The 23,737-nt window shown below is 70.7% G+C and carries 19 protein-coding genes and 1 tRNA gene; 8 read left to right on the top strand and 12 right to left on the bottom strand.

Annotated elements, in window-relative coordinates; genetic code table 11:
- Positions 1 to 31: 31 nt before the first annotated feature.
- A complete protein-coding gene (locus ACZ6TD_RS34675; RefSeq protein ID WP_471344503.1) occupies positions 32 to 418 on the bottom strand; it encodes a VOC family protein in 387 nt (128 codons plus the stop codon).
- Between the two features lie 928 nt (positions 419 to 1,346).
- Here ACZ6TD_RS34675 and ACZ6TD_RS34680 point away from each other — a divergent pair.
- The 5 genes from ACZ6TD_RS34680 to ACZ6TD_RS34700 all read left to right on the top strand — a co-directional run bounded on the left by ACZ6TD_RS34680 (position 1,347) and on the right by ACZ6TD_RS34700 (position 7,928).
- Complete coding sequence (locus tag ACZ6TD_RS34680; protein WP_471358298.1) at positions 1,347 to 1,733, top strand: chorismate mutase; 387 nt, start codon at positions 1,347 to 1,349, stop codon at positions 1,731 to 1,733.
- Positions 1,734 to 1,812: 79 nt separating this feature from the next.
- On the top strand, positions 1,813 to 4,404 hold the full coding sequence (gene pepN, locus ACZ6TD_RS34685; RefSeq protein WP_471344504.1) for an aminopeptidase N: 2,592 nt from the start codon (positions 1,813 to 1,815) through the stop codon (positions 4,402 to 4,404).
- A 231-nt stretch (positions 4,405 to 4,635) separates the two neighbouring features.
- Positions 4,636 to 4,869: a hypothetical protein gene (locus ACZ6TD_RS34690; RefSeq protein WP_471344506.1), complete on the top strand. Its 234-nt coding sequence runs from the start codon at positions 4,636 to 4,638 to the stop codon at positions 4,867 to 4,869.
- Between the two features lie 177 nt (positions 4,870 to 5,046).
- The gene (locus tag ACZ6TD_RS34695) at positions 5,047 to 6,447 is read left to right on the top strand and encodes a pyridoxal phosphate-dependent decarboxylase family protein (RefSeq protein WP_471344507.1); all 1,401 of its coding nucleotides are present in this window, start codon (positions 5,047 to 5,049) and stop codon (positions 6,445 to 6,447) included.
- On the top strand, positions 6,444 to 7,928 hold the full coding sequence (locus tag ACZ6TD_RS34700; protein WP_471344509.1) for a lysine N(6)-hydroxylase/L-ornithine N(5)-oxygenase family protein: 1,485 nt from the start codon (positions 6,444 to 6,446) through the stop codon (positions 7,926 to 7,928). The genes ACZ6TD_RS34695 and ACZ6TD_RS34700 overlap by 4 nt, the downstream gene beginning before the upstream one ends.
- A gap of 25 nt (positions 7,929 to 7,953) precedes the next feature.
- On the opposite strand, the gene ACZ6TD_RS34705 is transcribed toward ACZ6TD_RS34700, so the two are convergent.
- Positions 7,954 to 9,750 (bottom strand): bifunctional metallophosphatase/5'-nucleotidase, encoded by a 1,797-nt coding sequence (locus ACZ6TD_RS34705; protein ID WP_471344511.1) that lies wholly within the window; start codon positions 9,748 to 9,750, stop codon positions 7,954 to 7,956.
- Between the two features lie 105 nt (positions 9,751 to 9,855).
- On the opposite strand from ACZ6TD_RS34705, the gene ACZ6TD_RS34710 reads away from it, so the two are divergent.
- Both ACZ6TD_RS34710 and pyk read left to right on the top strand, forming a co-directional pair.
- Entirely contained in the window at positions 9,856 to 10,587 is a 732-nt protein-coding gene (locus tag ACZ6TD_RS34710; RefSeq protein ID WP_471344513.1) for an SIMPL domain-containing protein, read from the top strand.
- Positions 10,588 to 10,744: 157 nt separating this feature from the next.
- Entirely contained in the window at positions 10,745 to 12,175 is a 1,431-nt protein-coding gene (gene pyk / locus ACZ6TD_RS34715; RefSeq protein ID WP_471344514.1) for a pyruvate kinase, read from the top strand.
- Between the two features lie 33 nt (positions 12,176 to 12,208).
- Here pyk and ACZ6TD_RS34720 read toward each other — a convergent pair whose 3' ends face one another.
- Positions 12,209 to 12,967 (bottom strand): transcriptional regulator, encoded by a 759-nt coding sequence (locus ACZ6TD_RS34720; protein ID WP_471344516.1) that lies wholly within the window; start codon positions 12,965 to 12,967, stop codon positions 12,209 to 12,211.
- A 109-nt stretch (positions 12,968 to 13,076) separates the two neighbouring features.
- Positions 13,077 to 13,152: transfer RNA gene (locus ACZ6TD_RS34725), tRNA-Leu, on the bottom strand.
- Positions 13,153 to 13,248: 96 nt separating this feature from the next.
- Here ACZ6TD_RS34725 and ACZ6TD_RS34730 point away from each other — a divergent pair.
- A complete protein-coding gene (locus ACZ6TD_RS34730; RefSeq protein ID WP_470005213.1) occupies positions 13,249 to 13,890 on the top strand; it encodes an ANTAR domain-containing response regulator in 642 nt (213 codons plus the stop codon).
- A 56-nt stretch (positions 13,891 to 13,946) separates the two neighbouring features.
- Here ACZ6TD_RS34730 and ACZ6TD_RS34735 read toward each other — a convergent pair whose 3' ends face one another.
- From ACZ6TD_RS34735 to ACZ6TD_RS34770, 8 genes are all read right to left on the bottom strand, one after another.
- A complete protein-coding gene (locus tag ACZ6TD_RS34735) occupies positions 13,947 to 14,663 on the bottom strand; it encodes an ABC transporter ATP-binding protein (RefSeq protein ID WP_471344518.1) in 717 nt (238 codons plus the stop codon).
- Complete coding sequence (locus tag ACZ6TD_RS34740; RefSeq protein ID WP_086880995.1) at positions 14,660 to 15,577, bottom strand: ABC transporter ATP-binding protein; 918 nt, start codon at positions 15,575 to 15,577, stop codon at positions 14,660 to 14,662. Before ACZ6TD_RS34740 ends, ACZ6TD_RS34735 begins: the two co-directional genes overlap by 4 nt.
- On the bottom strand, positions 15,574 to 17,328 hold the full coding sequence (locus ACZ6TD_RS34745; RefSeq protein ID WP_471344520.1) for a branched-chain amino acid ABC transporter permease: 1,755 nt from the start codon (positions 17,326 to 17,328) through the stop codon (positions 15,574 to 15,576). Before ACZ6TD_RS34745 ends, ACZ6TD_RS34740 begins: the two co-directional genes overlap by 4 nt.
- Positions 17,329 to 17,340: 12 nt before the next feature.
- Positions 17,341 to 18,273, bottom strand: a complete 933-nt coding sequence (locus ACZ6TD_RS34750; protein WP_037948794.1) for a branched-chain amino acid ABC transporter permease — start codon at positions 18,271 to 18,273, stop codon at positions 17,341 to 17,343.
- 102 nt (positions 18,274 to 18,375) lie between these two features.
- On the bottom strand, positions 18,376 to 19,584 hold the full coding sequence (locus ACZ6TD_RS34755; RefSeq protein ID WP_471344521.1) for a branched-chain amino acid ABC transporter substrate-binding protein: 1,209 nt from the start codon (positions 19,582 to 19,584) through the stop codon (positions 18,376 to 18,378).
- Between the two features lie 522 nt (positions 19,585 to 20,106).
- Complete coding sequence (locus tag ACZ6TD_RS34760; protein WP_471344522.1) at positions 20,107 to 20,580, bottom strand: hypothetical protein; 474 nt, start codon at positions 20,578 to 20,580, stop codon at positions 20,107 to 20,109.
- 55 nt (positions 20,581 to 20,635) lie between these two features.
- Complete coding sequence (locus ACZ6TD_RS34765) at positions 20,636 to 21,151, bottom strand: hotdog fold thioesterase (RefSeq protein ID WP_471344524.1); 516 nt, start codon at positions 21,149 to 21,151, stop codon at positions 20,636 to 20,638.
- An 81-nt stretch (positions 21,152 to 21,232) separates the two neighbouring features.
- Complete coding sequence (locus tag ACZ6TD_RS34770; protein ID WP_471344525.1) at positions 21,233 to 23,515, bottom strand: FdhF/YdeP family oxidoreductase; 2,283 nt, start codon at positions 23,513 to 23,515, stop codon at positions 21,233 to 21,235.
- Positions 23,516 to 23,737: the final 222 nt, after the last annotated feature.

Raw genomic sequence — 23,737 nt, forward strand, 5'->3', positions numbered from 1 at the left:
AGCTCCTGCATGAGCTCCATCAGCGTCGCCGTCAGCTCGGTTCCATCTGTCCGTAGCAGATGCAGAACGGGTGCCCGGCCGGATCGTTGAAGACCCGGAACCCCGCACGCTCCCCGCCGCTGTCGTGCAGGAACGTCGCCCCGAGCTCGATCAGCTCCTGCTGCGCCCGCTCCGCGTCCGCGCGCGTCTCCACGTCGAAGTCCAGATGGATCTGCTGCGGGTGGGCCGGATCCGGCCAGCGCGGCGGCTGGTGGTCCGGCGCCAGCTGGAAGGCCAGCTGACGGCCGTCCTCGGCCGTCAGGGTCGCCCACTCGGGATCGCTGTCGTTCACCCGCCAGCCCAGGATCTTGCCGTAGAAGGCGGCCAGCGCGGCGGGGTCGGGGCAGTCGATGACGGTGCATTGAAGCGTCGCGATCATGTGAGGACCCTACGGGGTGTCCGGCGGACCACGCGGCGGAGCCGCATATCGATCACGCGGCTCCGCCGCGTGGCAGGGACTCCGCCCCTGGCCCCCGGAGGGCCTGGGCCGCAGTCCTGGCGGTCTGGGGTTTGGGGCGGAGTCCTGGCGGTCCGGGGTTTGGGGCGGAGTCCTGGCCGTTCGGGGTCTGGGGTGGAGTCCCGGTCCTCCGGGGTCTGGGTGGAGTCCTGGCCGTTCGGTGTCTGGGCTGCAGTCCCGGCCGTCCGGGGTCTGGGCTGCAGTCCCGGTCCTCCGGGGTTTGGGGTGGAGTCCTGGCCGTTCGGTGTCTGGGGTGGAGTCCTGGCCGTTCGGTGTCTGGGCCGCAGTCCCGGTCCTCCGGGGTCTGGGGTGGAGTCCTGGCCCTCCGGGGTCTGGGGCGGAGCCCCAGATTCGGGAAGGGGCGGGGAGGGGAGCAGCCCGCCGCAGGCGCCGCGACCCGTCGGACACCCCTATCCTCGAACGGCTCCGTCCGGAGCGGGCCACGGAGAAAGCCGGGCCGTAAGCCGCCGGGAAAGCCGAGCCGGGGCTACCGGGAAAGCCGAGCCGAGGGCCGCCGGGAAAGCCGAGCCGGGGCTACCGGGAAAGCCGAGCCGAGGGCCGCCGGGAAAGCGGAGCCGGGGCCACCGGGAAAGTCGGGCCGGAAGTGGAACCTCTCCCCGCCCAGGCGACTCCTCCACGGTGGAGACGCCGCACCGGGAGCGGCCCTCCACCACGACCGCCCCGCCCCCTTCCGCGCCCTTCGCCGGCCGGAACCCAAACCCCCCACAGGGGTCGGGGCGGTCCGGGGACCGACCGAGGGCAGGCCCCGGACGCGCCCGACGCGGGCCGAAGCGCCCCCGGGCGGAACCGGGCCCCGGGGAAAGTACTCTCGGGAGGCATGACGCACAGCATGAGCGACCACACCGCCGGGCAGCCGGCGACGCCGGGAGACCCCGAGGGGATCGACCCGTCCGTCCTCGACGAGCTGACCCGGTTGCGCGACAGCATCGACAACATCGACGCGGCCGTGGTCCATATGCTCGCCGAGCGCTTCAAATGCACCCAGCAGGTCGGCCACCTCAAGGCCGCCCACCGGCTCCCCCCGGCCGACCCGGCCCGTGAGGCGCGCCAGATCATCCGGCTGCGGCAGCTCGCCGAGAGCGCCAAGCTCGACCCCGGCTTCGCCGAGAAGCTGCTCAACTTCATCATCGCCGAGGTCATCCGGCACCACGAGACCATCGCGCGCTCCGACAACGGCCCCGAGGGCCCCGAGAGCCCCGAGGGCGCACTCCGGTAGTGAGCCAGGGCGGCCGTCCGACCCGGGCAACCACTTCCCACCCGTGTGCGGCCCGCCGCACGTAGGGCAGCATGTCCCCATGTCCGTACTGACGCGCGAGGAAGCGCAGAACCGAGCCCGCCTCATCGAGGTCCACCGCTACACCATCGACCTCGACCTCACCCGCGGGGAGGAGCTCTTCGGCTCCACCACGACCATCCGCTTCAGCGCGCGCCAGGCGGGCGCGGACACCTTCGCCGAGCTCCGGCCGGCCGCCCTCCACCGCGCCGTGCTCGACGGCCGGGAGCTCGACCTCACCGGCGAGACCGCCGAGGCGCTCGCGGGCGGCCGGCTCCCGCTCACCGGGCTCGGTGAGGGGGAGCACGAGCTGCGTGTCGAGACCGACATGCGCTACTCCCACACCGGCGAGGGCATGCACCGCTTCACCGACCCCGCCGACGGCGAGACGTACCTCTACACCATGTGCTGCATGTCGGACGCGAACGACGTCTTCACCGCGTTCGACCAGCCCGACCTCAAGGCCGTCTTCGACGTCCGCGTCACCGCCCCGCCCGAGTGGACCGTCCTCGGCAACGGCGTCGCCACGCGCGTCGGCGCCCCCGAGGAGGGCCGCTGGCAGCTCGCGCCCACCCCGCCCATCAGCACCTATCTGATGGCCCTGGCCGCCGGCCCGTACCACTCGGTGCGCACCGAGCACGCCGGACTCCCCTTCGGGCTGCACGTCCGCCGCTCCCTCGCCCCCTACCTCGAGGCCGACGCCGACGAGCTGTTCGACATCACCCGGCGCTGTTTCGACCGCTACCACGAGATCTTCGAGGAGCCGTACCCCTTCGACTCCTACGACCAGGCGTTCGTCCCCGAGTTCAACTCCGGCGCCATGGAGAACCCGGGCCTGGTCACCTTCCGCGACGAATTCGTCTTCCGCTCCGCCGTCACCGACGCCGAGCGCCAGACCCGCGCCATGGTCATCGCCCATGAGATGGCCCATATGTGGTTCGGCGACCTCGTCACCATGCGGTGGTGGGACGACATCTGGCTGAACGAGTCCTTCGCCGAGTACATGGGCTACCAGATCCTCACCGAGACCACCCGCTACACCGACACCTGGGCCGACTTCGGCGTCCGCCGCAAGAACTGGGGCTACGACGCCGACCAGCGCCCCTCCACCCACCCAGTCGCCCCCGCGCCCGAGCTGGTCCCCGACACCGCCGCCGCCCGGCTCAACTTCGACGGCATCTCGTACGCCAAGGGCGCCTCCGCGCTGCGCCAGCTCGTCACCTGGCTCGGCGAGAAGACCTTCCTCGACGGCATCAACGACCACTTCACCCGGCACCGCTTCGGCAACGCCACCCTCGCCGACTTCATCGACTCCCTCGCCCGTTCCTCCGGCCGCGACGTCCACGCCTGGGCCGACCGCTGGCTGCGCACCACCGGCGTGGACACCCTCGCCCCCGTCGTCACCGCGGGCGGCGGCCGCTGGAGCGCCGAGATCCGCCACCAGGGCGGCGGCCCGGACGGCGACGCCCCCACCCGGCGCCCGCACCGCATCGCCATCGGCCTGTACGACCACGCGCCCGCCGCCCCGCACCAACTGGTCCTGCGCGAGCGCGTCGAGGCCGAACTCGACGGCGCGGAGCCCGGCCTCAGCCTCTCCTTCACCGGCCCCCGCCCCGATCTGCTGCTGCTGAACGACGGCGACCTCACCTACACCAAGATCCGGCTCGACCCCGCCTCCTGGAAGGCCGTCCACCGCTCGCTGTCCGGCCTCCCCGACGCCGTCAGCCGCGCCGTGGTCTGGAACGCCGCCCGCGACATGGTGCGCGACGGCGACCTGCCCGCCACCGACTACCTCGAGGCCGCCCGCGCCCATCTGCCGCACGAGACCGACATAGCGATCGTCCAGGGCGTCCTCGCCTTCGCCCGCACCCAGATCGCCGACCGCTACCTCCCCGCGGACCAGCGCCCCGCCGCCCTGGCCACCATCAGCGCCACCTGCCGCGATCTGCTGCGCCGCACCGAGGACGGCTCCGGGGACGGGCTGCGGCTCGCCGCCGTCCGTACGTTCATCGGCAGCGCCACCGCCCCCGCCGAGCTCAGCGACTGGCTCGACGGCGACACCGTCCCCGGCGGCCCCGCCCTCGACCCCGAGCTGCGCTGGCAGATCCTCGGCCGCCTCGCCGTCCTCGGCGCCGTCGGCCCCGCCGACATCGACGCCGAACGCGCCCGCGACTCCAGCGCCACCGGCCAGGAGGGCGCCGCCCGCTGCCGGGCCGCCCTGCCGGACGCCGCCGCGAAGGAGGCCGCGTGGCAGGCCCTCTTCGGCGGCGGAGAGGACGGCCGGAGCGCTGACGGCCAGGGGGACGAGCTCTCCAACTACCTGGTCACCGCGACCGTCGCGGGCTTCTGGCAGCCCGAGCACCACGACGTCCTGGCCGACTATGTGCCGCGCTACTTCCCGGCCGCCGTCGCCCTGGGCGCCCGCCGCGGCCCCGCCATCGCCGACACCGTCGCCCGCTTCGGCTTCCCGAGCACCGTGGACGCCGAAACCCTGCGACTGGGCGAGGAGTGCCTCGCCTCCCCCGACGCCGTACCCGCCCTCCGCCGCCGCCTCGCCGACCAGATCGACGACCTGCGACGCGCCCTGCGCGTACGGGAGAAGCAGGGCGAGTGACCTCCCGCTGACGCGGACGGCGAGGCGCCCGGTCGCCCTCGCCGCCGCCGAGGCGCCGCCTCGCTGTCGTCCCAGCCGCAACGGCTCAGCGAGATGCGGGAGTACTGCCACTTCATGGTGGGCCGTCTCGAGTCGCTGCTGTCGGAGTACACCGCCGCGCGGGAGTCGCGCAGGACGCAGCCGTAACAGCCGACCGAGGATGCCGTCCGGGCACGAGGCAGACTGGCGGGCATGGATCGAGGAACGCGCCGGTGGACACTGACGGTCGACGGGGAGGGGTTCGACGTCGCCGAGCGTCCCGACGAGCCCGGGACGTACGACTTCACCTGGCTGACCGGGCCCAACCCCGGATACGGCTTCACCACCGGTGTGCACGGAGCTGATTCCTTGAGCACCCGGGAACTGGAGGAGTCCGCACGGGACTTCCTCGCCCAAGTGGACCCCGAGACCGGGCACATCGAGTAACCGATCAGGCCGGAGCAGGAGGCGAGCCCGGGGCGGCCCGGCTCCGCCGATCAATTCGCGGGGCCGGGCCGTACCACGTACGGGTGCACTTGACCGCGACCCCGGATCGGACCGCTGGCGCGCGAAGTAATTTAGGCAGCCCTGACCGCCGCCCAGACACCCCCTAGGGGCACACCCATGCCCGTGCCCGCATCCGGAACCGCCCGCCTCCTCGCCGGGGGCCAGAGCGGACCGGGCGTGCTCCGCCCGATGGTCGACACCGTCCTCGACGCCCTCGCCCACGGCGCCGCCGACCGCGGTGGGCCCCTCCCGGCCGGGGGACCGGCCGCGGTGGCCCGGCGGATACGCGGTGCGGCCCGGCCGCTCATCCCCGACGAGGGGGAGGGGCCCCACCACGCGCTGCGCAGCCTCGTCCGCGCCCTCGCCCATGGCGCCGCCGAACCCGCCGACCCCCGCTGCACCGCCCATCTGCACTGTCCACCGCTCGCCGTCGCCACCGCCGCCGACCTCGCGGTCTCCGCGCTCAACCCCTCGCTCGACTCCTGGGACCAGGCCCCCGCCGCCTGTGCGCTGGAGGCGCTGACCTGCCGCGCCCTGGCCGAACTCGTCCACCCCCACGGCCCCGACCCCGACGCCCTCGTCACCACCGGCGGCACCGAATCCAACCAGCTCGGCCTGCTCCTCGCCCGCGAGGCCGCCCAGGGCGCTCCCCTCCGTATCGTCCGCAGCGCCAACGCCCACCACAGCGTCCAGCGCGCCGCCTGGCTGCTCGGGCTGCCCGAGCCCCTCACCCTCCCCACCCCCGGCGGCGTCCTCGACCCGGTCGCGCTCCACACCGCCCTCGACCGGCCGTCCGACGCCCCCACCCTCGTCGTCGCCACCGCCGGCACCACCGACACCGGGGCCATCGACCCGCTCCCCGACATCGCCGACGTCTGCGACCACCACGGCGCCACCCTCCACATCGACGCCGCCTACGGCGCGCCCCTCCTCTTCAGCGACACCCTCCACAAACGGCTCCACGGGCTCGACCGCGCCCGTACCGTCGCCCTCGACCTGCACAAACTCGGCTGGCAGCCGGTGGCCGCGGGCCTCCTCGCCGTGCCCGACGGCGCCGCGCTCGCCGCGCTGGCCCACCACGCCGACTACCTCAACGCCGACGACGACACCGAAGCGGGCCTGCCCGATCTGCTCGGCCGCTCGCTCCGCACCACCCGCCGCCCCGACATCTTCAAGATCGCTGTCACGCTGCGGGCGCTCGGCCGCCGCGGTCTCGGCGAGCTCGTGGACCACGTCTGCGCGGCCGCCCAGCACCTCGCCGACCTCATCGAGGCCCGCCCCGGGCTCGAGCTCTACGCCCGCCCGACCATCAGCACCGTTCTCTTCCGCCCCACCGGGGCACCGCCCGCCGCCGTCGCCGCGCTGCGCCGCCGCCTCCTCCACCACGGGGCGGCCGTCCTCGGCCGCGCCGCCACCCCCGAGGGGCTGTGGCTCAAGGCCACGGTTCTCAACCCGCACATCCAGCCCGACGATCTGCGCGGGCTGCTCGAACTCGTGGAAGGCGACACCACCCCATGAGCACCGCACAACCCCCCACCCCCGCCGGGCCCGCTTCCGCCGCCGACCGGCCCCTGGACCTGGCCGGTATCGGCATCGGCCCGTTCAACCTCTCCCTCGCCGCCCTCGCCCACGGCGTCCCCGCCCTGCGCACCGCCTGCTACGAGCAGCGGCCCGCCTTCCACTGGCACCCTGGCCTCCTCATCGACGGCGCGACCATCCAAGTCCCCTTCCTCGCCGACCTGGTGACCCTCGCCGACCCCGGCAGCCCCTGGACCTTCCTCCAGTACCTCAAGGCCCATGAGCGGCTGTTCCCCTTCTACGTCGCCGAGCGCTTCCACATCGAGCGCGCCGAGTACGACGCCTACTGCCGCTGGGTCAGCGAACAGCTCCCCGGACTCCACTTCGACCACCGCGTCGACGCCGTCCGCTGGGACCACGAACGCGAGCTGTTCGAAATCGACTTCACCCGGCTCGGCCCGGCCGCCGACGCCCCCGCCTCCGACGCGACCGGAACGGATGAGGAGGGCAGGGCCCTCGGCCGCGTATACGCCCGCAACCTCGTCCTCGGCGTCGGCACCGAGCCGTACGTCCCCGAACCCCTGCGCCCGCTCGCCGACGCCCCTAACGTGCCCGTCCTCCACTCCTCCGACTACCTCGAACACCGCGAGCGGCTCCTGGCCACCGGCCACGTCACCGTCATCGGCTCCGGCCAGTCCGGTGCCGAGGTCTTCCTCGACCTGCTGCGCAACCGCCCCCTCGGCGCCGAAGGGCTCCACTGGATGGCCCGCACCCCCGCCTTCGCGCCCATGGAGTACAGCAAGCTCGGCCTGGAGCAGTTCAGCCCCGACTACACCCGCTACTTCCACACCCTGCCCGAGCCCGTCCGCGACCAACTGCTGCCCCGCCAGTGGCAGCTCTACAAGGGCATCGCCCACGAGACGCTCGACGCGATCCACCACGAGCTCTACCGCCGCGCCCTGCACTCCGACGGCTGGCCCGGCGCCGTCCTCACCCCCGGTGTCACCGTCCGCACCGCCGGCCGTACCGCCGCCGCCCGCCTCGAACTCCACCTGGAACACACCGAGCAGGGCACCCGGGCCCGCCACACCACCGAGGCCGTCGTCCTCGCCACCGGCTACCGCGAGCGCCGCGTCGACACCCTCCTCGCCGCCCTCGACCCCTACATCCGCCGGGACGCCTCCGAGCGCCCCCGCGTCGACGCCGACCACCGCATGGTCCTCGACCCCATGATCAAGGGCTCGGTGTACGTCCAGAACGCCGAGCGCCACACCCATGGCGTCGGCACCCCCGACCTCGGCCTCGCCGCCTGGCGCTCCGCCGTCATCCTCAACTCGCTGCTCACGGACCCCGCCTACCGGCTGCCGTCCCGCACCGCGTTCACCGCGTTCGGGCTCCAGCCGTCGGGGCGGTGCGGCACCGTCATCGGCAACCCGCACCTCCCCGACCAGCGCACCCCCCTCACCCCGACGCGGCCCTGACCGCGTAGGGCATGCCAGGTACGAACTAGAACACCGGAACGCCGTCGCGGGTCAGCTTCCAGTCCACCGACCCGAACCGCGGCACATCGATCGTCCCCTTCGCCCGCACCCAGGCGATGATCGTGTTCCGGATCTCCTCCGAATTGGCCCACACCTGCTTCGCGGAGGCCACATGCGGGAAGTTGCCGCCCCCGCTCGCCCGGTAGTTGTTGACCGCCAGCACGAACCGCGCCTTCTCGTCGACCGGCTCGCCGTCGAAGCTGAGCTTCGCGATCCGTGAGCCCGGCGCCTTCGCGATGTCGATCTCGTAACGGAGGCCGCCGACCGCGTCGTAGTTGTAGTCCGGGATGCCCGAGGCGTTCGTCAGCTTCGCGGGGTCCACATCGCCGCCCGCCGGGGTCTGGACGTAGTAGCGCGCCGAGAACTCCAGATAGTCCTTGAGCTGGGCGCCCGTCAGCACCCGCGCCTCCAGGGTGTTCTCGAACGGATACAGCCCCGCCACCTGCCGGATCGTGACCTCCCCGGCGGGGATCGCCGCCGTACGGGAGAAGCAGGACGCCTGCGAGAGCACCGGCAGCTCCGCGTACTCCGTCCCCGCCAGTGCCGCCTTCACCGTCTCCGCCTGCACATGGTTGATGAAGTCGACGATCGGCGCGTCCTTGTACGGCGCCTCGGTGGCCGTCATCGCCGCCGAGCAGGTGCCGATGACCTGGTTCACATAGCCGACGACCTTCTTGTGCTCGGCGTCGAGCAGCCGCACGATCCGCGGGTCCTCCTCGGCCGTGTTGGAGTTCAGCACCTTCGCCGACACCGACGCCACCTGCCAGCGGCCCCGCTCCCACTCCAGCTCGAAGTCGAAGAGGGTGAGCCGCTGCCCCCACTTGAGCGGCTCCGAGAGCACGACCTCGCGCCCGGTCTCCTTGTTGACCACCCGTGACTCGGGGATCTCCACATGCGCGTGGCCCACCAGGATCGCGTCGATCCCCGCCACCTTCTCGGCCACCAGCGCCGCCGCGTTCTCCACGTACGGCACCTGGTCGCCGTAGCTGGAGGTGCCGCTGGTCCCCGAATGCGCCGAGACGATCACCACGTCCGCGCCCATCGACCGCAGCCGCGGCACCCACTTCGCGGCCTGCTCCTCCAGGCCCGGGAAGGTCATCCTGCCCTGCACATTGACCTTGTCCCAGATCGCGATGCCCGGGTTGGTCAGCCCCAGCACCGCCACCTTCACATCCCGTCCGCACGGGGTGCGCAGCCGCGTCATCCAGTACGGCGGGAAGGCGGGCCGCAGTGTCTTCGCGTCCAGCGCGTTCGCCCCCAGCAGCGGGAAGTCGCACTGCTCCTCGAACTTCCGCAGCACCGGGATGCCGTAGTTGAACTCATGGTTGCCCAGCGCCGCCGCGTCATAGCCGATCGCGTTCATCGCCCGCGCCATGGGGTGCACCGGGCCGCCTGCCCCGGTGATCGGGTCCACCCGGGCGTAGTAGTACGACAGCTGGGTGCCCTGGATGGTGTCGCCCGCGTCGATCAGCAGCGTATTGCGGCGCCCCTTCTCCTCGCGGACCTGGTCGACCAGCGTGGAGATCTTCGCCAGGCCCACATCGTTGTGCGCCGCGTCGTCGAACTCGGCGTCGGTGAAGTAGTCCCAGTTGAAGACGTTGCCGTGCAGATCGGTCGTGCCCATCACGGTGAAGGCGTACCGCCGCCGGGGCCGCCCGTGGCCCCTCGCCTCCGCCGGGACGGCGGCCGCGGCGGAGGCGAGGGCGGCCCCCGCACTGGTCGCCGCGGTGCGGCCGAGGAACTTCCGACGGTTGAGCGGCATGGCTGATCTCCCCTGAGGTACCTGCGAATTGGGTACAACGCGCGTAGATTCTGGCCCAACCGCACCGCTTCGCACCAGCCCTCGCACATCTGACCGGGAGCCACCGTGGACCAGCCGCCTCAGCCCGCCCAGCCGCCGCAGCCCGCCGCCCCCGTGCCGTACGGGACCCCCGACACCCCGCGCGTCGCCGTCCGCGGCGAGGCGACCCTGGAGGTCGATCCCGAGATCGCCCGGCTCACCGTCACCGTCAGCGCCCGCGGCGCCGACCGGCGCGCCGCGCTGGAGGACCTCACCCGCCGCAACAACCAGGTCCTGGAGCTGGTGAAGTCCTACGGCGAGGCGGTCGAGAAGCTGGAGACCGGCGCCTTCTCGGTCACCCCCGAGATCAACCCCAAGAGCCGCCATGAGCGCGTACGGGCCTACCACGGCCGGGTACACCTGACCGCGGCCCTCGCCGACTTCACCGCCCTGGGCGAGCTCACCACTCGCCTCGCCGACCTCGAGCTCACCCGGGTCGACGGCCCCTGGTGGGGGCTGCGCCCCGACTCGCCCGCGTACGGCCGGGCCCGGCAGCAGGCGGTGCGCGAGGCGGTGCAGCGGGCCCGCGAGTACGCGGGAGCGCTCGGCGCCCGGCTGGTGGCGCTCACCGAGCTCGCCGACCTCGAGGCGGAGGAGGGCCCGCTCCAGCCCGTGGCCGTCGCCGCCCCGCGCGCCCGGTCCGGCTACGGCGGCCCCGCCGACCGGGACGCCGTGGCCGCGCTCGACCTCGAACCGCAGCGCCAGACGGTGTACGCGCACGTCAACGCGCGCTTCACCATGACCCCGCCCGAGCTCTGAAGCGCCTGCTCCGGAGCCCCGTAACCACCCTCCGAAACGCTCATCGGAGCGGCCCGCTGCACGTTTCATTAGTTGTCAATAACCTGCCATCCAAAGGCCATGGAGGAGTGTGAAGTTCCCGGTTCTTTACTCGCCGGTAAGTCATAGGCTCGGCACCATGCGCCGAGCAAAAATCGTCTGTACTTTGGGACCCGCCACCGACTCGTACGAGCAGATCAAGGCGCTCATCGAGGCCGGAATGGACGTGGCCCGCTTCAACCTCAGCCACGGCACCTATGCCGAGCACGAGGAGCGTTATCGGCGAGTGCGCAAAGCCTCGCTGGAAACCGGCCGCAGCGTCGGCATCCTGGCCGACCTTCAAGGTCCGAAGATTCGGCTCGGCCGTTTCCGTGAAGGGCCCGTACTCCTTGAACGCGGAGATGAGTTCATCATCACCGTCGAACCCATCGAGGGCGACCGGTTCCGCTGCGGCACCACCTACGAGGGGCTGGCCGGCGACGTCAGCAAGGGTGAGCGGATCCTCGTCGACGACGGCCGGGTCACCCTCGAGGTCGTCGACATCGACGGACCCCGGGTGCACACCATCGCCATCGAGGGCGGCATGATCTCCGACCACAAGGGGCTCAACCTCCCCGGTGTGGCCGTCTCCGTCCCCGCGCTGTCCAAGAAGGACATCGAGGACTTGCGCTGGGCCCTGCGCATCGGCGCCGATGTCATCGCCCTCTCCTTCGTCCGCAACGGCAACGACGTCGTGGACGTCCACCGGGTGATGGACGAGGAGGACCGCCGGCTCCCCGTCATCGCCAAGATCGAGAAGCCGCAGGCGGTGGAGAACCTCGAGGGGATCGTCGACGCCTTCGACGGCATCATGGTCGCCCGCGGCGACCTCGGCGTGGAGATGCCGCTGGAGCAGGTGCCGATCGTCCAGAAGCGCGCGATCAAGCTGGCCAAGCGGAACGCCAAGCCGGTGATCGTCGCCACCCAGATGCTCGACTCGATGATCGAGAACTCCCGCCCCACCCGGGCCGAGGCGTCCGACGTCGCCAACGCGGTGATCGACGGCACGGACGCGGTGATGCTCTCGGGCGAGACCAGCGTCGGCAAGTACCCGATCGTCACGGTCAAGACGATGGGCCGCATCGTCGCCGCCGCCGAGGAGGACATCCTCGCCAAGGGCCTGCCCCCGCTCACCGAGCGCAGCAAGCCCCGTACCCAGGGTGGCGCGGTGGCCCGCGCGGCGGCCGAGATGGGGGACTTCCTCGGCGCGAAGTTCCTCGTCGCCTTCACCCAGTCCGGCGACACCGTCCGCCGCCTCTCCCGCTATCGCTCACCGATCCCCCTGCTGGCCTTCACCCCGGAGCCGGGCACCCGCTCCCAGCTCAATCTGACCTGGGGCGTGGAGACCTTCCTCGGTCCGATGGTCAACTCCACGGACGAGATGGTGGCCCAGGTGGACGAGGAATTGCTGCGCCTCGGCCGCTGCAAGAAGGGCGACCTGGTCATCATCACCGCCGGTTCCCCGCCAGGTGTCTCCGGCTCCACCAACCTGGTCCGCGTCCACCACATCGGCGCGGACGACCTGAGGTAGCCGAGCCTCGCTCCTTGGGGCCGGAGTACTGGTTCAGTACTTCGGCCCGACGTGGTGGTCCATGAGGGCGACGGAGGCGCGGCGGGCGACGGAGATGTTCCATGTGTTGGTCTGCCGCCACGCGATCCCGAGTCGATCGAGCGTGTCGGTGAAGAGCTTCCGGATGTCGTCGGACTTGTTGGTGAAGAAGTACCGAGGGTACTCATAGCGCTTGCGCTCCCCGGCGACGATCTTCGTGGTCCAGTTGGTGATCCGGCAGCCGTCGGAGTGCACCAGCCCTCGGACGAAATCCCAGGGCTGAGCCATGACGATCTCCTGCTGCCAGGATTCCAGGGTGATGGGCCGCTCGTGCTTCTTGCCCGGCCCGTGTTGAGGAAGCAGGCACGGCCAGTGCTTGCTGTAGCCGGTCACCATGACGCACCCTTGCCGCTGGACGCGGCAAACGCTGTTGTCGGGCCGAACGGCGCGCATCGCTTCCGTGCAGGAATCGATGAGGCCCGGCCAGGCGTCCGCACATGCGATGCGCAGGAAGTAGAGGCCCTTTCGCAGGCGGCTGACGCAGCCATCGCCCAGGTACAGCCCGAGTAGGTAGGCATAGGCAGCGATGTCTTCCGGCGGCCGTGGATCGGGCGCGCATCTGGGGCAGTGCGCTGAGGGGCGGGCGGGTTCTGGCCGGACCTGCCATTCGCGGATCGCGGAACGCGATATCCCGGTTTGCTTACTCACCGAGTTCAAGCTTCGGCCCTGACGGACGAGAGCGAGTGCGCGCTCACGCGTTTCGAGGTCGTACACGAATGCGAGCCTGACGGTAAGGCCGCCGACGCGCGCACACTCGAAGGATCGTTCACTTCATCGAGTGAAAAGGCCCAATTTCCCTGTGACCTTGGAATCGAAGGAAAAGTGCCCCGGGTCGGACTCGAACCGACACTGTATGGGTTTTGAATCCATTGCCTGCTGCCAAATTGGGCTACCGGGGCCAACGGTTCGAAGGTCATCAACGACCCGCTGCGCGTCCACCTTACCGCAGCTAGGTAGGCTCGTGGTGCCCACCTGCCAGGAAAACGAGGAGCACAGTGAGCACCGCTGACGCCCCCGACGCGCAGTCGCACGTCCCACCGCAGACAACCCGCGTCGTCATCGCCGAGGACGAGGCCCTCATCCGCCTCGACCTGAAGGAGATGCTCGAGGAGGAGGGGTACTCCGTCGTAGGCGAGGCGGGCGATGGGGAGACGGCTGTCGCGCTCGCCCAGGAGCACCACCCCGACCTCGTCATCCTCGATGTGAAGATGCCAGTGCTCGACGGCATCTCCGCCGCCGAGCGGATCGCGGCCGACCGCATCGCCCCCGTCCTGATGCTGACCGCCTTCTCCCAGCGCGAACTGGTCGAACGGGCCCGGGACGCCGGGGCGATGGCGTATCTCGTGAAGCCGTTCAGCAAGAGCGATGTGGTCCCGGCCATCGAGATGGCCGTCTCCCGCTTCACCGAGCTGAAGACCCTGGAGCAGGAGGTCGCCGACCTCTCCCAGCGGCTGGAGACCCGCAAGCTGGTCGACCGGGCCAAGAGCATCCTTCAGACCCAGTACGGGCTGACCGAGCCCGCCGCCTTCCGCTGGATCCAGAAGACCTCGATGGACCGCCGGCTGTCGATGCAGCAGGTGGCGGAGGCCGTCATCGAGGACGCGGCGGAGAAGAAGGCCGCCAACAAGGAGCAGTAGAAGAGGGAAAGGGCCCGCACCGCCGCTCCGGCGGTGCGGGCCCTTTCCGTCGGCCCTCAGTCCTCGCCGAGGTACGCCTTCCGCACCGACTCGTCGTGCAGCAGCGCCTCGCCCGTTCCCGACAGCACGATCTTGCCGATCTCCATCACATGGCCCTGGTCGGCCAGCGACAGAGCGGCCTGGGCGTTCTGCTCGACCAGCAGAATCGTCGTGCCCTGGGACTTGAGCTCGGCGATGGTCTGCATGATCTTCTGCATCATGATCGGCGAGAGGCCCATCGAGGGCTCGTCGAGCATCAGCAGCTTGGGGCGGGACATCAGCGCCCGGCCCATCGCGAGCATCTGCTGCTCACCGCCGGAGAGGGTGCCCGCCGCCTGGTTGCGGCGCTCGCCGAGGATGGGGAAGAGCTCGTAGGCGTGTTGGATGTCGGCGGTTATGCCGTCCGAGTCCTTCCGGAGAAACGCTCCGAGCTGGAGGTTCTCGGCGATCGACAGCCGCGGGAAGATATGCCGCCCCTCGGGCGAGTGGGCCAGCCCCAGGGCGACGATCTTGTGCGCGGGGACGCCCCTCAGCGGTTTGCCGTCGAAGCGGATCTCCCCGCCGAGCGGCTGGAGCAGGCCGGACAGGGTGCGCAGCGTGGTCGTCTTGCCCGCGCCGTTGGTACCGATGAGGGTGACGACCTGTCCGGCCTCGACGCTGAACGAGATGCCCTTGACGGCCTCGATCTTGCCGTAGGCGACCCGCAGGTCCTCGACCTCGAGCAGTGCGGTCACTGTCCGTCCTCCGTACGTGCTGTGGTGCCCCGCTGGGCCTCGTCCTGCGTGGCCCCGCCCGTGGCTCCGGTCGTGGCCCCGGCCTCCGCGGCCTCGACCTCGGCGGCCTCCTCCGCGCCCGGCGCGCCCTCGAAGGGGGTGCCGAGGTAGGCGGCGATGACGCGCTCATCGCTCTGGACGACCTCCGAGGTGCCCTCGACGAGCTTCTGGCCCTGGACGAGCACGGCGACCCGGTCGCAGAGGTTGAAGATGAAGCGCATGTCGTGCTCGATGACGAGCACGGCGGTGCCCAGGTCCCGGATGGCGAAGACCAGTTCCTCGGTGGCGCGGGTCTCCTGGGGGTTCATTCCGGCGGTGGGCTCGTCGAGCAGCAGCAGTCCGGGGTCGCTGGCGAGGGCGCGGGCGATCTCCAGCTTGCGCTGTTCGCCGTAGGGGAGGTTGCGGGAGAGGTGGTCGGCCTTGTCGGCGAGGCCGGTGAACTCCAGGAGTTCCATGGCGCGGGCCTTGGAGGCGGCCTCGGCGCGCTTGAAGCCGGGGCCGCGCAGCAGGGCCGACCACAGGCCCTCCTTGGTGCGGGTGTGGCGGCCGACGAGCACGTTCTCCAGGACCGTCATATTGGCGAAGAGCCGGATGTTCTGGAAGGTGCGCGCGATGCCGGCCTGGGTGACGAGGTGGGGCTTGGGCGGCAGCACGGTGCCCCGGTAGGCGACGCTGCCCTCGGTGGGGACGTAGAGACCGGTGAGGCAGTTGAAGAAGGTGGTCTTGCCCGCGCCGTTGGGCCCGATGAGGCCGACGATCTCGCCGGGGTGGACGTCGAGGTCGACCGCTTGTACGGCCGTGAGACCGCCGAAGCGCATGGTGACGCCGGTGGCGGTGAGCACGGGGGAGGTCGTGGTGGTGGTCATCGCTGTCATGCCTCCGCCTTGGTGACGCCGACGGCACCGTCCTTGAGTCCGGTGGCGCCGGGGACGTCGAGCTGGCCGGTCTCGTGGTACTCGAGCTGCTGCCGCCGGTTGGGGACGATCCCCTCGGGGCGGAAGCGCATCAGCAGGATGAGCGCGACACCGAAGGCGAGGAGCTGGTAGTCCTGGAGGAACTCCAGCTTCTTGGGGATCAGATAGAGCAGGGTGGCGCCGAGCAGCGGGCCGCCGATGGTGCCCATGCCGCCGAGGATGACGGCGGCCACCAGGAAGGTGGAGTTGGGCGGGACGGGTCCGGCGAAGACGTACTGCTCGGGGACGACCGTGGACTGGAAGTGGGCCCATACGGCGCCGGCGACCCCGGCCAGGGTGGCGCCGAGCGCGAAGGCGATGAGCTTGACCCGGAATCCGTTGATGCCCATGGCGGTGGCGGCGGTCTCGTCCTCGCGGATGGCGACCCAGGCGCGGCCGATGCGGGAGTTGCCCGCCCGGCTGAAGATCAGCACGACGACCACCGTGACCAGCAGCATCAGCAGGTAGTAGTTGCCGTTGGAGTCGAGGGTGACTCCGCCGACGCTGTGGTCGTCGTTGAAGTTGAACCCGAAGATCTCCAGCGGGGGGATGTTGGGGATGCCGTCGGGGCCGTTGGTGACGGAGGGGCCGGAGGTGCCGTCGAGGTTCAGCATGGCGAGACGGAAGATCTCTCCGAAGCCGAGGGTCACGATGGCGAGGTAGTCGCCGCGCAGCCGCAGGGTGGGGGCGCCGATGACCACACCGAAGATCAGGGAGACCACGCCGCCGGTGATCACGGCGGCCCAGAACGGGAACTTGACGTCGATGGTCGATGCGGTGGAGCCGGAGACCAGGGCGGCGGTGTAGGCGCCGACGCCGAGGAAGGCGACGTACCCGAGGTCGAGGAGGCCCGCGAGGCCGACGACGATGTTCAGGCCGAGGGCGACGGTCGCGAAGATGGCGATGTTGACGCCGAGTTCGGTGAAGCTGGACTTGTCCTGGAAGAAGGGGAAGACGATCGCGGTGATCAGCGCCGCCACCAGGGTGACGGAGCGGTAGGAGTTGGTGAGCTCGCTGATCCGGCTGATGAGCCCGGCCTTGACGAGGGCGACGGCCGCGAATCCGACGGCGATGAGGTAGCCGAGGAACGGCTCGGGGTGGTCGGCGTCGGTCTGGATGCCGTAGTTGACCACGTAGAGGCCGACGGCGAAGACCGCCGCGATGATCAGGATCTCGGCCCAGGAGGGCAGCTCCTTGGGACGGCACAGCGGGCGGCTGTCGTCCGGGAGCAGGAAGGTGGTGGCCACGGGCACGGCGGTCACCACGGCGGCGATCCAGCCGCCGGGTTCCAGGTTGACCAGGCCGTCCAGATCGACCGCGATGGCGATGACGGTGAACCAGGTGACGGCGAAGGTGCCGAGGGCCAGCATCCGCAGGGCCTGGGTGGAGCCGCTGGGGGTGAGCCAGCGCAGGCCCTTCAGGCCGAGGGCGGCCAGCGCGAAGACGCCGGTGGCGATGGAGAGGACGAGGGTGAGGAGCTGGAGTCCGCCGGGGTAGCCGTAGACGGTCAGATCGCCGGGGAACTCGGCGGTCCAGGTCCAGGCCAGGAAGGTGGAGACGACGGCGGCGGCGCCGCCGGCCGCGGTGAGGGCCCGGAGCAGGGTGGTGCGCGGGGCGGGGGCGCCGGCCGCGGCCTCGCGCACGGCGGTGGGCTGGGTCTTGTCGGTGGTCATCGGTTCACTCCCTCAGGCCCGGTCCGCTACGCGTTCGCCGAGCAGACCCTGTGGCCTGACCAGCAGGACGACGATGAGCAGGGTGAAGGCCCATACGTCCTTCCAGGCGCCGCCGCCGAGCTGGTCCATCCCGGGGATGTCCTGGATGTACTTGATGGCCAGGGCCTCGACGATGCCGAGGACGACGCCGCCGAGCATGGCGCCGTAGATGTTGCCGATGCCGCCGAGCACGGCGGCGGTGAACGCCTTGAGGCCGGCGATGAAGCCCATCTCGAAGTTGATCTGGCCGTACTTGAGCCCGTGGGAGAGGGCGGCGACGGCGGCGAACGCACCGCCGATGGCGAAGGCCATCACGATGATGCGGTCGGTGTTGATGCCCATGAGCTTGGCGGTGTCGGGGTCCTGCGCGGTGGCCTGCATGGCGCGGCCGGCCCGGCTCTTGGAGACGAAAAGACCCAGGGCGAGCATGCACAGCGGGGCGGCGATGAGGAGGAAGGCGTCGCCGCGCTGGATGTGCAGATTGTCGAGGATCTCGAACGACGATCCCTCGAACTGCGGGAAGCTGCGGGGCTTCTTGGCGTCGGGGTAGAAGGCCCAGACGGCCTGCTGCAGTGCGATGGACAGGCCGATCGCGGTGATCAGGGGGGCGAGCCGGGGGCCGCCGCGCAGGGGCCGGTAGGCGAAGCGTTCCGCCGCGGTGGCGATGGCGACCGAGGCGACGATGCCGCCGATCAGCATCAGGGGCAGGGCGAGGGAGAGCGCGGTGCCGCTGGGCAGCCAGATGTAGATGGTGAGGGCCCCGAAGCCCCCGATCATGAAGATCTCGCCATGGGCGAAGTTGATGAGCTGGACGATGCCGTAGACCATGGTGTACCCGATGGCGATCAAGCCGTAGAGGGCGCCAAGGGTCAGGCCGTTGACCAGCGTTTGCGGCAGTTCGTGCACCGCAGGGCCTCCGATGAGCGTGTCGGATATGACGCCGCGCGAGGGCGATGGGTACGCCCTCGCGCGGATTCGTTTCGTGGGTGTGCGGATCGCTGCCGGGGGTCAGTCCTTGAAGGTCTCGCTCTTCACGGACTTCCAGGCGCCCTTGGTGACCTTGTAGACGGTGAGCTGCTTGTTGGTGGTGTCGCCGTATTGGTCGAAGGAGACCTTGCCGGTGACGCCGTCGAAGGAGACCTTGCCGAGCGCCTCGGTGATCTTGGCGCGGGGGTCGTCCGGGAGCTTGCCGTCGTTGTCCTCGACCACGGCCTTGACGGCCTGGATGATGGACCAGGCGGCGTCGTAGGAGTAGCCGCCGTAGGCCGCGTACGGGTCCTTGTAGTGCTGGTCCGCGTAGTTCTTCACGAACGTCTTGGCGGAGTCGAGCTGCTCGACCGGGTAGCCGACGGAGGTGGCGAGGTCACCGTCGTTGCTGGTGCCCGACGCCTTGATGAAGGCGGGGTCGTAGATGCCGTCGCCACCCATGATCGGGACCTGCGCCCCGGCCTGCTTGACCTGGTCGGACAGCAGACCGCCCTCGGGGTACTGGCCGCCGAAGTAGACCGAGTCGGCGCCGGAGGACCTCACCTTGTTGGCGATGCCGGAGAAGTCGGTCTCCTTGACGGTCAGGTGGTCCCGGCCGACGACCTTGCCGCCGAGGCGCTTGAACTCCTCGGCGAAGATGGTGGCGAGGCCGTTGCCGTACGCCTGCTTGTCGTCGACGACGAAGACCTTCCGCTTCTTCGCGTCCTTGTAGTAGTACTGCGCGGCGAAGCGGCCCTGGATGATGTCGGTGGTCGCGGTGCGGAAGTAGGTCTTGAAGGGGCGCGACTTCTTGCCCGAGGCCCAGTCGTCGCCCTGGCTGAGGGCCGGGTTGGTGTTGGCGGGGGAGACCTGGGCGAGGTCGGCTCTGTCGAAGACGCCCTGCATGGACTGGGCGACGCCCGAGTTGAGCGGCCCCACCGCGCCGAGGATGTCCTCGTCGTCGACCATCGAGGTCGCGTTCTGCTTGCCCGAGGAGGGCACGGCCTGGTCGTCGAAGGACTTGACCTTGAAGGTGACCCCGTCCACCTCGTTGTTCTTGTTGGCTATCTTCGCCGCGAGGTCGACGGAGTTCTTGATGCCCTGGCCGAGAGCGGACAGCGAGCCGGTGAGCGGGGCGTCGACACCGATGACCACGGTCGTCTTGCTGTCCTTGCCGCCACTGTCGTTTTTGTCGTCCCGCGACCCGCAGGCGCTGAGAGTGAGAGCTCCCGCAGTGATCGCGGTCGTCATGATGAGCAAGGAACGGTGTCGCACGAGGAATCCTTTCCCTGGCCCGGCACCTCGGGTTCATGGGGTGCCGTGTCCTCGCCGGATGAACCTGGAATGGCCGTGTGGGTGCGGCGTACATCCCACGGGGCCGTGACTGGCTGTGACTCTAAGCGCGGGGCGCGACCGGGGGCAGAGGTCTAGACGATGATGTGACTGTCTTGTTATGACGCGCGTCACCCCGGGATGTCCGTGTAGCGGAACGGAAGGGACGAATGGGGCGCATTTGGGCCAACCATTAGGTCCGGATCCTGAGAAGGTGCAGTTCCGCTAAGGAGTGCGGTGCGCTTGTGAATGAAGCGCGGAGGCGCGTGCGCGGATCGGCGCGGGAAGATCGATTTCGGAGTTGCCGAGCGTGCTGAAAATGCGATCTTATATTGCGTCAGTGTTACGCAGTGTTACGACTGGCGGCGCGGGTCCAGGGTCTGCCCGGGGCGGTGGGCGGGGTTCCGGAATGGTGTCGGGCCGGTGTCGGGCGGGTGCGGCTCAGGTCGGCGGGCGCCAGTTCTCGGAGCTGCGGGTGGCGCCGTTCGCGGCCGCGCAGCGGCGCTCGGCCAGCCGCTTGATCAGCGCTTTGGCCGCCGCGGTGCCATGCCGCTTCCGCTCGGCGCGCGCGGCCCGGACGATGTTGTCGTAGATCTCGTACTGCTCGTTGGAGAGCCCCTTCTGCTCCCAGTCGAGCCCGGCCCACTGGCTGCCCGCGAGGTCCTGCTCGGCCCAGTAGGTGATGAGGTCGGCGCACAGCCGCACGGGGGAGGCGGCCTGTGGGGTGGGGCTGTGCGGGGCGCGCGTGGACGCGGAGGCACTACGGGAGTTGCGGGAGGTGTGGGAGTCGCCCGAGGGGCCGGAACCGGAGCCGCCGCATCCGGTCACCGCCACGGCGAGTACGAGAGCGCATCCCGCGAGAGCGCGTCCACGGACGGCGGCGGGCCAGGAACCCGCCCGGGTCGTTGCCCCCATGGAGAGTCACGGTAGACCTGGCCTCCCAGGGGGACAACGGCAAGGGTGCCGGGCCTCACGCCTCGGCGCGGTCCTTCGCCTCGGCGATGTCGGCGACCGTCTTGGCCCGGCCGGCGTCGTCGACCTCGCGCAGCAGGCAGGTGAGGCGGGCGGTGCACACCCGCCGGTCCCGCTCATCGCTGATGACGATCTCGTAGGTGGCGGTGGAGCGGCCCCGGTGGACGGGGGTGGCGACGCCGGTGACCAGGCCCGAGCGGACGCCCCGGTGGTGGGTGCAGTTGAGGTCCACGCCGACCGCGATCCGCCCGCTGCCGCCGTGGAGCATCGAGCCGACCGAGCCCAGGGTCTCGGCCAGTACGGCGGAGGCGCCGCCGTGCAGCAGCCCGTACGGCTGGGTGTTGCCCTCCACCGGCATGGTGCCCACGACCCGCTCGGCGGAGGCTTCGAGGATCTGCACGCCCATGCGGGTGCCGAGGTGTCCGGCGGAGAACAGCGCGGGAAGATCCACGCCGAGCGCCGCGTACTCGTCGAGTACCTCTTGCGGGAACTTCACGCTGGTCTGCTCGCCCATCGGGACAGGCTCCGTTCGGTTGCTGTGGTGGCCACCTTTGCTTGTGGTGGCCACCTTCTTACCAGGCAACTGAGCAAACGCTTAGGCCGGGGTTGTCTGTTCCAGACGGACGACGACGGACTTGCTCGCCGGGGTGTTGCTGGTGTCGGCGGTGGCGTCCAGCGGGACCAGGACGTTGGTCTCCGGGTAGTACGAGGCGGCGCAGCCGCGCGCGGTCGGGTAGTGGATCACGCGGAAGCCGGTGGCGCGCCGCTCGGTGCCGTCCTTCCACTCGCTGACCAGGTCGGCGTAAGCGCCGTCGGCCAGCCCGAGCTCCTGGGCGTCCTCGGGGTGCACCAGCACCACCCGGCGGCCGTTCTTGATGCCGCGGTAGCGGTCGTCCAGGCCGTAGATGGTGGTGTTGTACTGGTCGTGGGAGCGCAGGGTCTGCAGCAGCAGCCGGCCCTCGGGCGCCTCGGGGTACTCGACGGGGGCGGCCGTGAAGTTGGCCTTACCGGTGGCGGTGGGGAAGCTGCGGCTGTCGCGCGGGGCGTGCGGAAGGGCGAAACCGGAAGGGGCGCTCACCCGGTCGTTGAAGTCCTCGAAGCCGGGGATGACGGCGGCGATGCGGTCGCGGACGCGCGCGTAGTCCTTCTCGAACTCCTCCCACGGGGTGTGGCTCTCGGGGCCCAGCACCCGGCGGGCCAGCCGGCAGACGATGGCCGGCTCGGAGAGCAGATGGGGGCTCGCGGGCTCCAGGCGCCCGCGGGAGGCGTGCACCATGCCCATGGAGTCCTCGACGGTGACGAACTGCGGGCCGCCGCCCTGGAGATCGCGCTCGGTGCGGCCGAGGGTGGGCAGGATCAGCGCCCGCGCGCCGGTGACCACATGGGAGCGGTTGAGCTTGGTGGAGACATGGACGGTCAGCCGGGCGGCGCGCATCGCGGCCTCGGTGACCTCGGTGTCGGGGGAGGCCGCCACGAAGTTGCCGCCCATCGCGAAGAAGACCTTGGCCTGGCCGTCGCGCAGGGCGCGGATGGCCCGGACGACGTCGAAGCCGTGCTCGCGGGGCGGGGCGAAGCCGAACTCGCGCTCCAGGGCGTCCAGGAAGGCCGGGGCGGGGCGCTCGAAGATGCCCATGGTGCGGTCGCCCTGCACGTTGCTGTGGCCGCGCACCGGGCAGACCCCGGCGCCGGGGCGGCCGATGTTGCCGCGCAGCAGCAGGAAGTTGACGACCTCACGGATGGTGGGCACCGAGTGCTTGTGCTGGGTCAGGCCCATCGCCCAGCACACGATGGTGCGCTTCGAGTCGAGGACCATGCGCAGCGCGCGGTCGATGTCTGCGCGGTCGAGACCGGTGGCGCGCAGCGTCTCGTCCCAGTCCGCGGCGCGGGCCGAGGCGGCGAACTCCTCGAAGCCATGGGTGTGCTCGCGGATGAACTCCTCGTCGGTGGCTCCCTCTGTCTCGAGGATGAGCTTGTTGAGGAGGCGGAAGAGGGCCTGGTCGCCGCCGATCCGGATCTGCAGGAAGAGATCGGTGAGCGCGGTGCCGCCACCGGCGATACCGCGGGCGTTCTGCGGGTTCTTGAACCGCTCGAGACCGGCCTCGGGCAGCGGGTTGATGGAGATGATCTTCGCGCCGTTGGCCTTCGCCTTCTCCAGGGCGGAGAGCATGCGCGGGTGGTTGGTGCCCGGGTTCTGCCCGGCCACGACGATCAGGTCGGCCTTGTAGAGGTCATCCAGCAGCACGCTGCCCTTACCGACGCCGAGGGTCTCGGTGAGCGCCGAGCCGGAGGACTCATGGCACATGTTGGAGCAGTCGGGCAGGTTGTTGGTGCCGAACTCGCGGGCGAAGAGCTGGTAGAGGAAGGCCGCCTCGTTGCTGGTGCGGCCCGAGGTGTAGAAGACCGCCTCGTCGGGGGAGTCGAGCGCGGTCAGCTCGTCGGCGATGATGTCGAAGGCCCGGTCCCAGGTCACCGGCTCGTACCGCTCGGCGCCCTCGGGGAGGTACATGGGCTGGGTCAGCCGGCCCTGCTGGCCGAGCCAGTAGCCGCTGCGGGTGGTGAGGTCGGCCACCGGGTGGGCGGCGAAGAAGTCGGGGGTGACCCGGCGGAGGGTGGCCTCCTCGGCGACGGCCTTCGCGCCGTTCTCACAGAACTCGGCCGCGTGGCGCTTGTCCGGCTCGGGCCAGGCGCAGCCGGGGCAGTCGAAGCCGTCCTTCTGGTTGACGCGCAGCAGGGTGAGCGCGGTGCGGCGCACGCCCATCTGCTGGTGGGCGATGCGCAGCGAATGCCCTACCGCCGGCAGCCCGGCGGCGGCATGTTGTGGGGGTGTGACCTCGGGCGCGTCCTGGATCGGATCGCCTGCGGGCGGCTTGGCTGCCATGTCGCTCCCCTTGGGCTCGAGCGTTGCGGGACCTGTGTGTGGACCTGTGGGTCCGATCCTGTCACGGGCCACCGACAGCCGGGGCGCCGGCCCGCCCCGGCCGCCGGTGGCCCGGACTGGTCCGGCTCGGCCCGGTGGTACGGCCGTTCCGGCCGTGCGGCGCGGTCCGATCTTGTGCACGGACCGATGCGACCTTGTGCCCGGTCCGGTCCGGTGGCCGGG

Source organism: Streptomyces yongxingensis (genome assembly GCF_055597465.1).